This is a genomic window from Phyllobacterium sp. CCNWLW183, from assembly GCF_037203775.1.
GTDB classification, from domain to species: domain Bacteria; phylum Pseudomonadota; class Alphaproteobacteria; order Rhizobiales; family Rhizobiaceae; genus Phyllobacterium; species Phyllobacterium ifriqiyense.
Map to the genome: position 1 here is coordinate 275564 of NZ_JBBCBN010000002.1, position 13736 is coordinate 289299.

The window sequence follows — 13736 nt, forward strand, 5'->3', positions numbered from 1 at the left end:
ATCAAAGCATTTGGAGATTCGGCATTCGTGTTTTAGAAGGCCACAATTAAAGGTATTTCTCCAAGCGGGATAGAGGCATGACAAGCGTCAGCACGCGTGAAGCGAAGGTAGAGCGGACAACCAAGGAAACCAGCATTGCCGTTTCGGTCAATCTGGACGGAACCGGTGCATTCAATATTGCAACCGGTGTCGGTTTCTTTGACCATATGCTGGAGCAATTGTCGCGGCATTCCCTGATAGACATGGATATCAAGGCCAATGGCGATCTGCATATCGATGATCATCATACCGTTGAGGACACCGGCATTGCTATCGGCCAAGCCATCGCCAAGGCTCTGGGTGAGCGCCGTGGCATTAATCGTTATGCTTCGCTCGATCTGGCCATGGATGAAACATTGACGCGCGCGGCGCTGGATGTCTCTGGGCGGCCCTATCTTGTCTGGCACGTAAAATTCTCGGCACCTAAGATCGGCACGTTTGATACGGAACTGGTGCGAGAATTCTTCCATGCTCTGGCGCAAAATGCCGGCATTACATTGCATGTCGCCAATCTTTACGGCGAAAACAATCACCATATTGCCGAGACCTGCTTCAAGGCCGTGGCCCGTACGTTACGGCACGCAATAGAAACCGACCCGCGCCAGAAGGATGCTATTCCTTCAACGAAGGGCAGTCTGAAAGGCTGAGTTATGGCCAGCTTTGTTGTACTGACGCCGCAGTTACGTAACGGTCAACGGGATGATGACCGCACGGTTTTCATCCGTGACGGATTTGCATGGCTTGGGTTCATTTTCCCCGTGCCGTGGCTCGTGCTGCAACGCCTGTGGTTTGAGGCCGCATTGGTGTTTGTGGCAACAATAATCATCTCGCTGGTTGGAAACTATACGGACCATGCAGGTCTGGCGACTCTCATCACTGCGCTTCTTTCCCTGTTCGTTGGGCTGGAGGCGCGCCGCTGGCGTTATGCAAAGCTTGAACGCAATGGTTTCGAGCAGCGTGCCGTCATTGATGCAGAAACTGCGGCTGACGCAGAAATCGCTTATTTCCATGGACCTGATTTTATGGCCGAGCCGTTGAGCGAACCGGCGCCAAAGACCGACCTGCCGGCCTATCGTTCAAGCACGGCGCCAGCGCTTGATGGAATGGTCGGGCTTGTAAGCCATCGCGGAGAGAACTGAACATGCGCGTTGCGATTATTGACTATGGTTCGGGCAATTTGCGCTCGGCCACGAAGGCCTTTGAACGTGCGGCGCATGAAAATGGGATCAATGCGACCATTGATCTGACATCGGATGCGGAACGTGTGCGCACGGCCGATCGCATCGTGCTTCCCGGCGTTGGCGCCTATGCTGATTGCCGTCGCGGGCTCCACGCGGTAGAGGGCATGGTCGAGGCCATTCATGAGGCAGCCGTTGAAAAAGCGCGACCCTTCCTCGGCATTTGTGTCGGCATGCAATTAATGTCGTCACGTGGCCTCGAAAAGACCATTTCGACCGGCTTTGACTGGATCAAGGGCGATGTCCGCGAAATGGTGCCGTCCGACCAGGACTTGAAAATCCCGCAGATCGGCTGGAATACCATTCGTTTGACCCGGCCGCATCCGCTGTTCGACGGTATCGAAACCGGACCGAAGGGGCTGCATGCCTATTTCGTCCATTCCTATTTCCTCGATGCGGAGATAGAAAATGATGTTCTTGCTATTACCGATTATGGTGGACCAGTGACCGCGGCAGTTGCCAACGACAATATGGCTGGAACACAGTTTCATCCGGAAAAGAGCCAAGCCCTTGGCCTTGCGCTTATAGGCAATTTCTTGAGGTGGAACCCATGATCCTTTTTCCGGCGGTTGATCTGAAGGACGGAGCATGCGTCCGCTTGAGGCTTGGCGATATGGATCAGGCAACGGTTTACAATACCGATCCAGGCGCGCAGGCGAAGGCATTTGAAGATCAGGGTTTTGAATGGCTGCATGTGGTGGATCTTAACGGCGCTTTTGCCGGGGAGTCCGTCAATGGCGCGGCTGTAGAAGCAATTCTCAAGGCGACGAAAAATCCCGTGCAACTCGGTGGCGGTATCCGAACCCTTGATCATATTGAAGCTTGGCTGGCAAAGGGCCTGTCCCGTGTCATTCTGGGGACAGTTGCTGTGCGTGATCCGGAACTTGTTGTCGAAGCCTGTAAACATTTCCCGGGCAAAGTGGCTGTCGGCATTGATGCCAAAGGCGGCAAAGTTGCTGTCGAGGGCTGGGCAGAGGCATCAACACTTGGCGTCATCGAGCTTGCGAAAAAGTTCGAGGGCGCTGGCGTCGCCGCGATTATCTATACGGATATAGACCGGGATGGCATTCTCGCCGGTATTAACTGGGAATCGACATTGCAGCTTGCAGAAGCCGTTTCCATCCCGGTCATTGCGTCAGGTGGTCTCGCCTCGATTGCCGATATTGTTCGCATGACCATGCCGGATGCTCGCAGGCTTGAGGGCGCTATTTCAGGTCGCGCTCTTTATGATGGTCGCATTGATCCTGAAGAAGCGTTGAATGTACTTCGCCAGGCACGGGAGCGCGCAGCATGACCTTGAAAGCGCGCGTTATTCCCTGTCTGGATGTGAAAGATGGACGCGTCGTAAAAGGCGTCAATTTCGTTGATCTTATTGATGCCGGTGATCCTGTCGAGGCGGCAAAAGCCTATGATGCCGCAGGTGCAGATGAACTTTGCTTCCTTGATATTACGGCGTCGTCGGACAATCGCGAGACGATCTTCGACGTTGTTGCCCGCACTGCGGAGCAATGTTTCATGCCGCTGACAGTTGGGGGCGGTGTTCGGACCGTAGCCGATATCCGCAAATTGTTGCTGGCAGGAGCCGACAAGGTATCGATAAATACGGCTGCGGTGGTAAATCCCGACTTTATCGCCGAGGCCGCGGACAAATTCGGCAATCAGTGCATCGTGGTCGCCATAGATGCCAAAAAAGTATCAACCGGCAACGAAGTGGATCGCTGGGAAATTTTCACCCATGGCGGCCGCAATGCAACGGGCATTGATGCCGTCGAATTTGCCCGCAAGGTCGTCGATCTGGGGGCAGGCGAGATTCTGCTGACCTCCATGGACCGCGATGGCTCGAAGATCGGCTACGACCTCCCTGTTACGCGTGCCATCGCTGATGCCGTGCGTGTCCCTGTCATAGCGTCTGGTGGCGTGGGCAATCTCGATCACTTGGTTGAGGGCATCAGGGAAGGCCATGCATCAGCGGTGCTCGCTGCATCCATTTTCCATTTCGGAACCTATACGATTGCGGAAGCGAAGGCGCATATGGCCGCTGCGGGAATCCCGATGCGGCTGGACCCCGTTCGTTGACTGGAGAATTTTGATGACTGCATTCACCTTGGCGGATCTGGAACGTATCGTTGCAACGCGCGCCAGCTCCACGGATATCCAGTCTTATACCGCTAGCCTTTATGCCAAAGGCATTGGCAAGGCCAGCCAGAAGCTTGGCGAGGAAGCCGTCGAGACAGTCATTGCGGCAGTTTCCGGCGACAGGGAAGGCGTTGTTTCCGAGAGCGCGGATTTGCTCTATCATTTGCTGGTCGTCCTGGGAATTTCCGGCGTCAAGCTCGATGAGGTTCTGCAAGAGCTGGAACATCGGACAAGACAGACCGGACTTGAGGAGAAAGCTGCGCGGGGGCAGGGCTGACCATGTTCACGGGCCCGGCAAGCGGCAGGCAGGCGATCATAGCTGTGGAGGGCGACGTCGTGGATCAATTGGCACCCAGCGAATTTTCTCCGTACCACTTCTTCAGTGCAGAACGCTGGGCTGAGTTTCGCGCCGATACGCCAATTACTCTCACCAATGAAGAAATCAAGCGCCTGCGTTCATTGAACGATCCGATTGATCTTGATGAGGTGAGCCGGATCTATCTCTCGCTCTCGCGTCTGCTTTCGGCCCATGTCGAGGCCAGTCAATTACTGTTCTACCAGCGCCGCCAGTTTCTCAATACGGGTGACGCATTCAAGACTCCCTTCATCATTGGTGTTGCGGGATCGGTTGCGGTGGGTAAATCGACCACGGCGCGTGTATTGAAAGAGCTGCTGGCGCGCTGGCCCTCAAGCCCGAAAGTTGATCTCGTGACGACGGATGGCTTTCTTTATCCCAATGATGTTTTGCGGACCAAAGGCCTGATGGAACGCAAGGGATTTCCGGAGAGCTATGATGTCGGCATGGTGCTGCGGTTCCTCTCGCAGATCAAGGCAGGCCAGCGCAACGTCAATGCGCCGCTCTATTCCCATTTAACTTATGACGTATTGCCGGGGCAATTTCAGACTGTCGATGCGCCAGACATCCTGATTTTCGAGGGCATTAACGTGCTGCAGGTGCGTGACTTGCCGGAAGACGGCAAGATGGTGCCGTTTGTCTCGGATTTCTTCGATTTTTCGATCTATATTGATGCGGATGAAGAGCAAATTCACAAATGGTACATTGATCGCTTCATGCGCTTGCGTGAGACAGCGTTCAAGGACCCAAGCTCATTCTTCCATCGCTATTCGACAATCTCCGATGATTCCGCCAGGGCAATTGGCGAAAGCCTCTGGGCAAATATCAACCTGAAAAACCTGCGTGAAAACATCCTGCCGACGAGGCCCCGTGCGGACCTTATCCTGCGCAAGGGCGATAATCACCTTGTGGAAGAGGTGGCGCTCAGGAAGCTGTAACGCGCCTGAGTGTCAGATTAATCCGGCCTGTGCTTTTCAGCAAAGTAGAGGTTCCGGGATAAATACGATCTACCCCATGAAATGCCAATCGGCCTTCATCGCCCAGCACAACAACATCGCCACTTGAAAGCTTGATGGATTGCGTCCTGTCGTTCCGGTTCGTTCCACCAAAACGGAAAAGGCACGTGTCCCCCAAGGAAACCGAGACAACGGGTGCCTCAAGATTCTGCTCATCGCGATCCTGATGAAGTCCCATTTTTGCTGTTTCGGAATAGAAATTGATCAAACAGGCCTCAGCAGGCTGCGGATAATCGCCAACGCTGAGCCAAAGCTCGACTAGCGATTGTGGTATCGCGGGCCAAGGTTGCTGCGTGACGGGATGTGTCGGCTGATAACGATAGCCAAATTCTTTGTCAGTAACCCAGCCCAGTGAGCCGCAATTGGTCATGCGCACGCTCATTTCCTTGCCGGTTCTCGGCATTGCCGGAACATAAAGCGGCGCTGCCGCTACTACGGTCCGGATTTCTTCCAGCAGCGCGGTCTGCTGCTGTTGGGTGAAATAATCAGGAAAGTAGCGGATGCCCGGCGCGAGCAATATCATTGACCTGCGACCTCAAAAAACAAACCCGGCGCCATGCACCGGGTTTGTGGGTTCATGAAGCTTTACTCAGCCAAGTTCAGGAATACGCAGCACCTGGCCTGGATAAATCTTGTCCGGATGGCTGAGCATAGGCTTGTTGGCCTCGAAAATCAGGGTGCTCTTGGCACCCTTGCCCTTGCCATATTGGGACTCGGCGATTTTCCAAAGATTATCGCCCTTCTTCACCGTATAGAACACAGGTTCCTTTACCACGGAACCGGTTGTGGTTTGGTCAACCGTCAGGCCGCCCGTATCCACCTTGGAAACGCCCAGCGAATTGCCGACCGCAATAATCGCCTTTTCCAGAATTTCCTGATTGGTGACATTGCCCTTGAGCACTGCCTTGTCACCTTCGATTGCCACTTCAACGTTTTCGGTACCGAGCTTGTGGGAATCGAGTTCCTTCTTCAGATCTTCGGCGCTAGGCTCTTCATCGCCAATACCGATTTTCTTGCCTACGGATTTTACGAAATCAAATAGTCCCATAACTGGCTCCTTGTTGATTGTTCAAATCGACAGGCATTGTTGTGACATTTCATACCTGCTTTGGAAAGGATGATTTGAACCCGAACCATAACGCGGTAATGAGCCAATTGATCCCATCAATCGCCTTGAACCTTCCCGCGCATCTTTTTAACCCCGGAACGGCCCGATTTTTCTTTAAGCCGCCGTTCTATCGATCCTTTTGTCGGGCGGGTTTTTCTGCGCGGCGGCGGTGGTGGTTCAGCAGCTTTCGCAATCAGCGCCACCATGCGCTCGCGCGCATCCTGACGGTTGCGTTCCTGTGTACGAAAGCGATTTGCTTCAATCAGAATCTCGCCGTCTTTGGTTGCCCGCTGACCAGCCAGCGCGATAAGCCTTGCCAGAACTTCCTCCGGCAAACCTGCTTTCACAGCATAGAAGCGCAGTTGAACGGCGGTGGAGACCTTATTGACATTCTGCCCACCGGGACCTGCCGAGCGAATAAAATTCTCTTCCAGATCGCTCTCGTCGATCCAGATTCGGTTGTTGATCTTTATGCGGCTACGGCTTTCTTCCATGACAAATTGGTAGCCTAAACTTTGATTCTCTGGAAGAACCATAAAAAAGCCCCGCATGGTGAGCGGGGCCTTCAAATATGGGACCGCTACCCTTACTCCGCTGCAACCGGCGTGTGTGGGGCAGCGGCTTTAATATCGCTGTCTACATGGCTTTCGAACTTGTCGAAGTTACGGATGAACATGGCGACAAGTTTGTTCGCTTGCGCATCATAACCCGCCTTGTCTGCCCATGTTGAGCGCGGATCGAGGATCGCATTGTCAACGCCATTTACAGAAACAGGCACCGCAAAACCAAAATTCGGGTCTGTACGGAATTCAGCGCTTTTTAGTGAGCCGTCTAGAGCGGCGGACAAAAGTGCGCGCGTTGCTTTGATCGGCATGCGCTTGCCAACGCCATAGGCACCGCCTGTCCAACCGGTATTTACCAGCCAACAATCAACATTGTGGTCAGCGATCAGTTGACGGAGCAAATTGCCATATTCCGAAGGATGCCGAGGCATGAATGGCGCACCGAAGCAGGTAGAGAATGTCGCCTCCGGCTCGGTAACGCCACGCTCGGTGCCCGCAACCTTGGCGGTGTATCCGGAAAGGAAATGATACATTGCCTGGGCGGGTGTCAGCTTGGCAATTGGCGGCATGACGCCAAAAGCATCGGCTGTAAGCATGATGATATTCTTTGGATGGCTCGCCTTGCCGGTTTTCGATGCATTGGGAATGAAATCGAGCGGATAGGCGCAGCGCGTGTTCTCCGTCAACGAACCATCATTGAAGTCGGGCTGACGCTTGTTGTCCAGAACGACATTTTCCAGAACAGTGCCAAAACGCTGTGTCGTTGCGAAAATTTCCGGTTCGGCTTCCGCGGAGAGGCGAATGGTCTTGGCGTAGCAGCCACCTTCGAAGTTGAAAACGCCGTGCTCACCCCAGCCGTGCTCGTCATCGCCAATCAGGGTGCGGGTGGGGTCAGCCGAAAGTGTTGTCTTGCCGGTGCCGGAAAGGCCAAAGAATACGGCGGTGTCGCCATCAGGACCTTCATTGGCAGAGCAATGCATAGGCATGACGCCTTTACCCGGTAGAATATAGTTGAGCGCCGTGAAGACTGACTTTTTCATTTCACCGGCATAGGCCGAGCCGCCGATCAGAACGATAAGTCGATTGAGGTCGACGGCGATGACCGTCTCTGTCCGCGTGCCATGCCGCGCCGGGTCAGCGCGGAAAGAGGGCAGATCAATAATGGTCATTTGCGGAACAAAATCGGCCAAAGCCTCGCGTTCCGGACGAATGAGAAGATTGCGGATAAACAGGGAGTGCCAAGCAAACTCGGTGATCACGCGCGTATTAAGCTTGTAATCTTCGTCAGCGCCGCCGACGAGATCCTGAACAAAGAGTTCCTTGCCCTTTGCCTGCTCCATGAAGTCCGCATAAAGCAATTCGAACGCCTCAGGCGACATTGCCGAATTGTTGTCCCACCAGACATTACCCTCCGTGGAGGCATCGCGAACGACGAATTTGTCCTTGGGAGAGCGGCCCGTATGCTGGCCGGTGCGGGCGACGAGTGCGCCTTGCGCCGTCAAGACAGCTTCGCCGCGGCGCAATGTTTCCTCATAGAGTTCAGCAGTTCCAAGATTATAATAGGCCGCCGAAACGCCCTTTAAACCTGAGTTGCCGAGCGCGATTGCCGCGTTGTGGATGCCGATCTCTCTAATCATCTGTCCGCCATTGTTTAAGAAGGTGCATGGGTCAAACTTTTGGTTAATCTCACTCTACATGTTCAATGTAAAATGCGACATGAATTGGTCAAAAGCAGAAAAATCAAATAGTTTCAAACGTTTAATCGATTTAAAGATTTTAATTTTTTTTAAATCGGTTTAGTTGCGAAGGAGAACGCCCGCCTTATTTACCTGCAAAAAACACCTGTAAAAGTGATTGGATGACAAGGTTTGCGATCTGTGCCACATTTTGTACCTAATTTGTCCGGCACAAGCGCACAGGTTTGTAGCACACAGGAAGGCAGGGCATGAGGGAAGTACCCGCAATGCAGACTATTGCGCTCGTTGATGACGATCGCAACATTCTGACATCCGTATCCATCGCACTGGAGTCGGAAGGCTATCGCGTAGAGACCTATACAGATGGTGCTTCGGCATTGGATGGCCTGACTGCACGTCCACCCAACCTCGCGATCTTCGATATCAAGATGCCGCGCATGGATGGCATGGAACTTTTGCGCCGCCTTCGTCAGAAATCGGATCTGCCCGTTATCTTTCTCACATCGAAAGACGATGAGATCGATGAGCTGTTCGGTTTGAAGATGGGCGCGGATGATTTTATCACCAAGCCGTTTTCACAACGCCTGCTCGTCGAGCGTGTGAAGGCAGTTTTGCGCCGGGTCGCCGCACGTGAAAATACCGCCAAGCCAGGCAGCGTACAGGCCAAGTCGCTTGAGCGTGGCCAATTGGTCATGGATCAGGAGCGCCATACCTGCACATGGATGGGTGAGCCGGTAACCCTGACAGTCACCGAATTCCTCATTCTGCATTCCTTGGCGCAGCGCCCCGGCGTTGTAAAAAGCCGCGATGCTTTGATGGATGCTGCTTATGATGAGCAGGTCTATGTTGACGACCGTACAATCGATAGTCACATCAAGCGCCTGCGCAAGAAGTTCAAGGTCGTTGACGACGACTTCGATATGATTGAAACGCTTTATGGCGTTGGTTATCGCTTCCGCGAAACCTGATTTGCGGGCAAGCCTGCTTTCAAAGCCGACCAATCGGCTGTAAAATTCGGTTGTCTCAACGTGATATGAGTGCGATGAGACAACCCGTTCCTGATGTTTTGAGGCAAAGATGGTAGCCGAACTGCGAGGCGGCAATATTACGCGCAAGAGCGCCGTCATGCGCCGGAAGCGCTCGGTTGCCTTGCGTCGGCTGTTCAAGCCGCTCAATCGCGTCTTTGGAAATTATCTCTTCTCAAGTCTGACACGGCGCATTCTTTTCCTGAATCTCGCAGGTTTGGCCGTGCTGCTCTCCGGCATCATGTATCTCAATCAATTTCGCGACGGGTTGATTGATGCACGCGTCGAAAGCTTGATGACGCAGGGCGAGATCATCGCTGGTGCAATTGCCTCATCGGCCACTGTGGATACAAATTCCATTGCGATTGATCCGGAAAAACTGCTGGAGCTCCAGGCAGGGCAAAGCATCACGCCTTCCCCTGACGTTCTCGATAATCTCGATTTTCCCATCAATCCCGAACGCGTGGCTCCTGTCCTGCGCCGGCTGATTTCTCCCACACGCACCCGTGCTCGCATTTATGACCGGGATTCGAATCTCCTGCTCGATTCTCGTCATCTTTATTCACGCGGGCAGGTGCTCCGTTATGACCTCCCACCCATTGATGGGGAAGAGCCCAGTTTTTTCGAGCGTCTTACCAATCGCATGACACGGCTTTTGCGTCGAAGCGATTTGCCGATCTACCAGGAATTGCCCGGCGGTAATGGCTCGTCCTATCCGGAAATCGTTAAAGCCCTGACGGGACAACCGGCAACTGTCGTGCGCATGACGGAAAAAGGCGAGCAGATCGTATCGGTTGCCGTACCGATCCAGCGTTTTCGTGCTGTGCTCGGTGTTTTGCTCCTGTCGACCGAAGGCGGTGACATTGATAAGATCGTCCAAGGTGAACGCTATGCAATTATCCGTGTATTCACGGTTGCAGCGCTGGTCATGGCCATTCTTTCCCTGTTTCTGGCTTCGACAATTGCCAATCCGTTGCGTCGGCTTGCTGCGGCCGCGGATCGCGTTCGCCATGGTGTGAAAAATCGCGAGGAAATCCCGGATTTTTCCGAAAGACAGGATGAAATCGGGCATCTTTCGACCTCAATTCGTGACATGACAAATGCGCTCTACGCGCGAATTGAATCCATCGAAAGCTTTGCTGCCGATGTCAGCCACGAGTTGAAGAATCCGCTCACATCCCTGCGTAGTGCTGTTGAAACCTTGCCATTGGCCAAGAATGATGATTCCCGCAAACGGTTGATGGATGTCATTCAGCACGACGTGCGCCGTCTTGATCGCTTGATCACGGACATTTCCGATGCATCACGGCTTGATGCAGAACTTGCCCGTGAAGATTCCGAGCATGTGGATCTCAAATTCCTGTTGGGCAATCTGGTGGTAGCCGCGCGCGAGGTTCGGCGGAACAAGAAAGATACACGTATCGAGTTCGTCGTGGACAAGCTGCCAAATAACCGAAAAGGGTTTTTTGTCGTTGGCCATGATTTGCGGCTTGGGCAGGTGGTCTCAAATCTTATTGAAAATGCCCGCTCGTTTGTTCCCATTGAAAATGGCGTCATCACAGTCACGCTCCAGCATTTGGGCGACCGAATCCGCATCCTGGTTGAAGACAATGGCCCCGGTATTCGCGTCGAGCAGATAGACCGCATTTTTGAGCGCTTCTATACGGATCGACCAGCGGGTGAGGCCTTTGGACAAAACTCAGGACTTGGTCTTTCGATCAGCCGCCAGATCATCGAAGCCCATGGCGGCACGTTGAATGCCGAAAATATCATTGATCCGAAAAATCCGGAAAATTACCTTGGCGCACGGTTCATAGCCATTTTGCCGGTCGAGGCATAATCGGATGTCCGAACTGATTCATGCCACTGCTGTCGTGATTGGTGATCGGGGTATCATAATTATCGGGGCTTCGGGTTCCGGCAAATCGTCTCTCGCCCATGCTCTTTTGCAAAGAGCCTTTGCCGAGGGCCGCTATGCAACATTGGTCAGTGATGATCAATGTCTGGTGCGAGCCGTTTCCGGACGATTGATTTGCTCGCCTCCCGATACGCTACGCGGTGGAATGGAAGTGCGCGGCTCAGGACTGCACGCATTTGCCTATGAACCGCACGCGGTGATTCACCTTATGGTACGTCTGGTCGAGCCCGCGCAGGTTGTGCGATTACATGAAAACACCCATATACAACTGCAAGGTGTCGCAATTGCGGATTTGGACCTACCTGCGGGTGAAGTTGAATCCGCCTGCCGTTCGGTTGAAGCATGGTTATTCAAGCCAGAGTGGAAAAATAAGCTGGTGGATTCAGCGGGTTAACGAGTTATCCTGCGATAAAGTGACTGACTGCCATGTGGATGACATTTTCTGCTTGCCTTCGTGATTCGTCCTGCCAGAATGCGACACCTGCCAAACGGGGCATTTTAGAGCGCAGAAAAAGCCTACTCTTGAACGGGCTGGCGCGACAGGAGCAGTTTCAGAATGATCGGACTCGTGCTTGTGACGCACGGAAGACTGGCCGAAGAGTTTCATCATGCGGTTGAGCATGTGGTCGGGCAGCAGGAATATCTGGAGACCGTCTCGATCGGTGCAGATGATGATATGGAGCAGCGCCGGCGGGACATCGTTGATGCTGTCGCTCGCGCTGACAATGGCTCAGGCGTCATTATCCTCACCGACATGTTTGGCGGAACACCTTCCAATCTTGCAATTTCGGTAATGGAAGCTGGACGTGTGGAAGTTATCGCCGGCGTTAATCTTCCAATGCTGATCAAGCTTTCCAGTGTTCGGCTTACCAACGACATGGCTGCCTCCTTGAAGGAAAGTCAGGATGCCGGACGCAAGTACATTAATGTTGCCAGCCAAGTGCTGACAGCCAAATAGAGGTAGTAAATGCGTCTGACTGCCGAAACGACTGGCACATTTAATGCGGAAAACGCGCTCGTTGAATTGTTCGAGATCGTCAACAGGCGTGGCTTGCATGCGCGTGCTTCTGCGAAGTTCGTCCAACTGGTTGACGGATATGATGCTCATGTGCGTGTCGAAAAAGATGGAATGACCGTCGGCGGCACCTCAATCATGGGATTGATGATGCTGGCAGCTTCGCCCGGTTGCTGCATCAAAGTCAGCGCCTCTGGTCGCCAGGCTTCCGAAGTCATGAAAGCGCTTGGCGTTTTGATTGCGGATAAATTTGGTGAAGAAGCCTGAGCCTCGATCGCTGAGAGATCACTTTTCCTGATTCCCAAGCCCGATACGAGGTTTCGATGCGTCTGCGCGATTGCTATAATTTCCATGATTTCAGAGCCTTGGCCAAGCGGCGTCTGCCCGGCCCCATCTTCGACTATATCGATGGAGCGGCTGATGATGAGGTTACGCTGCGCCGCAACGCTGCAAGTTTTGAAAATTGCGACCTTCTCCCAAGCGTTCTTCGCGGCGTTGAATCCGTCGATATGTCGGTAACGATTATGGGACAGAAATTGGCCCTGCCATTCTATTTGTCTCCAACAGCCTTGCAGCGTCTCTTCCATCATCGCGGCGAACATGCCGTGGCCAATGTCGCTTCCAAATATGGCACAATGTTTGGTGTTTCCTCGCTTGGAACTGTCGATCTTGAGCAGTTGCGCAAGCAGCATAGCGGCCCGCAGGTCTATCAATTCTATTTTCACAAGGATCGCGGGCTCAACCACGCCATGATGGAGCGCGCCAAGGGTGCGGGCGTTGAAGTGATGATGCTGACCGTCGATAGTATTACCGGCGGAAACCGCGAACGTGACAAGCGGACCGGTTTTTCCATTCCTTTCAAACTCAATCTGGCAGGAATGCTGCAATTCGCCATCAAGCCGATGTGGGCGTTGAACTATCTTTCACATGAAAAGTTCAGGCTGCCGCAGCTTGAAGGGCATGTGCAGATGGAAAGCGGAGCCATGTCGATCAGCAAATATTTCACGGAGATGCTCGATCCGTCCTTGGATTGGGATGATGTGGAAAAAATGGTCAAGCTCTGGTCGGGGCAGTTTTGTCTTAAGGGCATCATGTCGGTGGCCGATGCAAAAAGAGCAGTTGATATCGGCTGCACGGGTATCATCCTTTCAAATCACGGTGGCCGCCAGCTGGATGGATCGCGCGCTGCCTTTGATCAGCTGGCCGAAATTGTCGATGCTGTCGGCGACAAGATTGACGTGATCATGGATGGCGGCGTTCAGCGGGGAACGCATGTCTTGAAGGCGCTTTCCCTAGGCGCAAAGGCGGTGGGTGTCGGCCGGTATTATTTGTTTCCGCTCGCTGCCGCTGGACAGGAAGGGGTCGATCGCGCTGTCGATCTCTTGAGAATAGAGGTTGAAAGAGGCATGAAGCTTATGGGCTGCACCTCCATTGATCAGCTTTCCCGCGAGAACCTGCGCTTCCGGTAAAATCAAAATCATCAACAGAAATGGCGCAGTTGCTTGATGCCGCATATGCACGCATAAGGATTTCTTTATATCCCATTGTGTGCGGATGGCATATCTGCTAGTCAAGCGCATCTCCGGCGGTCTGAAAAACTGGGCCTTGCCGATCCAAATAACAAAG

At 53.3% G+C, this 13736-nt stretch carries 17 protein-coding genes; 13 read left to right on the plus strand and 4 right to left on the minus strand.

Features of this window, described 5'->3' with window-relative positions; all coding sequences use genetic code 11:
* Nucleotides 1-77 precede the first annotated feature (77 nt).
* The 7 genes from hisB to coaA are packed head-to-tail and all read left to right on the plus strand — an operon-like array spanning nucleotide 78 to nucleotide 4706.
* On the plus strand, nucleotides 78-686 hold the full coding sequence (gene hisB / locus V9K95_RS07140) for an imidazoleglycerol-phosphate dehydratase HisB (protein ID WP_115054513.1): 609 nt from the start codon (nucleotides 78-80) through the stop codon (nucleotides 684-686).
* A 3-nt stretch (nucleotides 687-689) separates the two neighbouring features.
* Nucleotides 690-1178: a DUF2628 domain-containing protein gene (locus tag V9K95_RS07145; RefSeq protein WP_115054514.1), complete on the plus strand. Its 489-nt coding sequence runs from the start codon at nucleotides 690-692 to the stop codon at nucleotides 1176-1178.
* 2 nt (nucleotides 1179-1180) lie between these two features.
* Nucleotides 1181-1831, plus strand: a complete 651-nt coding sequence (hisH, locus tag V9K95_RS07150) for an imidazole glycerol phosphate synthase subunit HisH (RefSeq protein ID WP_307281523.1) — start codon at nucleotides 1181-1183, stop codon at nucleotides 1829-1831.
* The gene (hisA, locus tag V9K95_RS07155; protein WP_336440321.1) at nucleotides 1828-2571 is read left to right on the plus strand and encodes a 1-(5-phosphoribosyl)-5-[(5-phosphoribosylamino)methylideneamino]imidazole-4-carboxamide isomerase; all 744 of its coding nucleotides are present in this window, start codon (nucleotides 1828-1830) and stop codon (nucleotides 2569-2571) included. Before hisH ends, hisA begins: the two co-directional genes overlap by 4 nt.
* Nucleotides 2568-3353, plus strand: coding sequence for an imidazole glycerol phosphate synthase subunit HisF (gene hisF / locus V9K95_RS07160; RefSeq protein WP_115054517.1), 786 nt, complete (start codon nucleotides 2568-2570; stop codon nucleotides 3351-3353). Before hisA ends, hisF begins: the two co-directional genes overlap by 4 nt.
* A gap of 13 nt (nucleotides 3354-3366) precedes the next feature.
* Nucleotides 3367-3690 (plus strand): phosphoribosyl-ATP diphosphatase, encoded by a 324-nt coding sequence (locus V9K95_RS07165; protein ID WP_336440320.1) that lies wholly within the window; start codon nucleotides 3367-3369, stop codon nucleotides 3688-3690.
* Nucleotides 3691-3692: 2 nt separating this feature from the next.
* The gene (gene coaA / locus V9K95_RS07170; RefSeq protein WP_307281530.1) at nucleotides 3693-4706 is read left to right on the plus strand and encodes a type I pantothenate kinase; all 1014 of its coding nucleotides are present in this window, start codon (nucleotides 3693-3695) and stop codon (nucleotides 4704-4706) included.
* On the opposite strand, the gene V9K95_RS07175 is transcribed toward coaA, so the two are convergent.
* The 4 genes from V9K95_RS07175 to V9K95_RS07190 form a co-directional block, all read right to left on the minus strand.
* Nucleotides 4693-5307 (minus strand): alpha-ketoglutarate-dependent dioxygenase AlkB family protein, encoded by a 615-nt coding sequence (locus tag V9K95_RS07175; RefSeq protein WP_307281533.1) that lies wholly within the window; start codon nucleotides 5305-5307, stop codon nucleotides 4693-4695. The genes coaA and V9K95_RS07175 overlap by 14 nt on opposite strands.
* A 66-nt stretch (nucleotides 5308-5373) precedes the next feature.
* Entirely contained in the window at nucleotides 5374-5832 is a 459-nt protein-coding gene (lysM, locus tag V9K95_RS07180; protein WP_336440319.1) for a peptidoglycan-binding protein LysM, read from the minus strand.
* Nucleotides 5833-5948: 116 nt separating this feature from the next.
* Nucleotides 5949-6386 carry an alternative ribosome rescue aminoacyl-tRNA hydrolase ArfB gene (arfB, locus tag V9K95_RS07185; RefSeq protein ID WP_336440318.1) on the minus strand — a complete coding sequence of 146 codons (438 nt, stop codon included), beginning with the start codon at nucleotides 6384-6386 and terminating at the stop codon, nucleotides 5949-5951.
* 92 nt (nucleotides 6387-6478) lie between these two features.
* Complete coding sequence (locus V9K95_RS07190; protein ID WP_336440496.1) at nucleotides 6479-8089, minus strand: phosphoenolpyruvate carboxykinase; 1611 nt, start codon at nucleotides 8087-8089, stop codon at nucleotides 6479-6481.
* A gap of 311 nt (nucleotides 8090-8400) precedes the next feature.
* Here V9K95_RS07190 and V9K95_RS07195 point away from each other — a divergent pair, with 311 nt between their 5' ends.
* The 6 genes from V9K95_RS07195 (at nucleotide 8401) to V9K95_RS07220 (ending at nucleotide 13579) form a co-directional block, all read left to right on the plus strand.
* On the plus strand, nucleotides 8401-9120 hold the full coding sequence (locus tag V9K95_RS07195; protein WP_162802600.1) for a response regulator transcription factor: 720 nt from the start codon (nucleotides 8401-8403) through the stop codon (nucleotides 9118-9120).
* Nucleotides 9121-9229: 109 nt separating this feature from the next.
* Nucleotides 9230-11017, plus strand: coding sequence for a sensor histidine kinase (locus tag V9K95_RS07200; protein WP_115054522.1), 1788 nt, complete (start codon nucleotides 9230-9232; stop codon nucleotides 11015-11017).
* Between the two features lie 4 nt (nucleotides 11018-11021).
* A complete protein-coding gene (locus V9K95_RS07205) occupies nucleotides 11022-11489 on the plus strand; it encodes an HPr kinase/phosphorylase (protein WP_336440317.1) in 468 nt (155 codons plus the stop codon).
* Between the two features lie 162 nt (nucleotides 11490-11651).
* Nucleotides 11652-12053 (plus strand): PTS sugar transporter subunit IIA, encoded by a 402-nt coding sequence (locus V9K95_RS07210; protein ID WP_115054524.1) that lies wholly within the window; start codon nucleotides 11652-11654, stop codon nucleotides 12051-12053.
* A 9-nt stretch (nucleotides 12054-12062) separates the two neighbouring features.
* Nucleotides 12063-12377: an HPr family phosphocarrier protein gene (locus V9K95_RS07215; protein ID WP_115054525.1), complete on the plus strand. Its 315-nt coding sequence runs from the start codon at nucleotides 12063-12065 to the stop codon at nucleotides 12375-12377.
* A 56-nt stretch (nucleotides 12378-12433) separates the two neighbouring features.
* Nucleotides 12434-13579, plus strand: a complete 1146-nt coding sequence (locus V9K95_RS07220) for an alpha-hydroxy-acid oxidizing protein (protein WP_115054526.1) — start codon at nucleotides 12434-12436, stop codon at nucleotides 13577-13579.
* The last annotated feature ends 157 nt before the right edge of the window (nucleotides 13580-13736 follow it).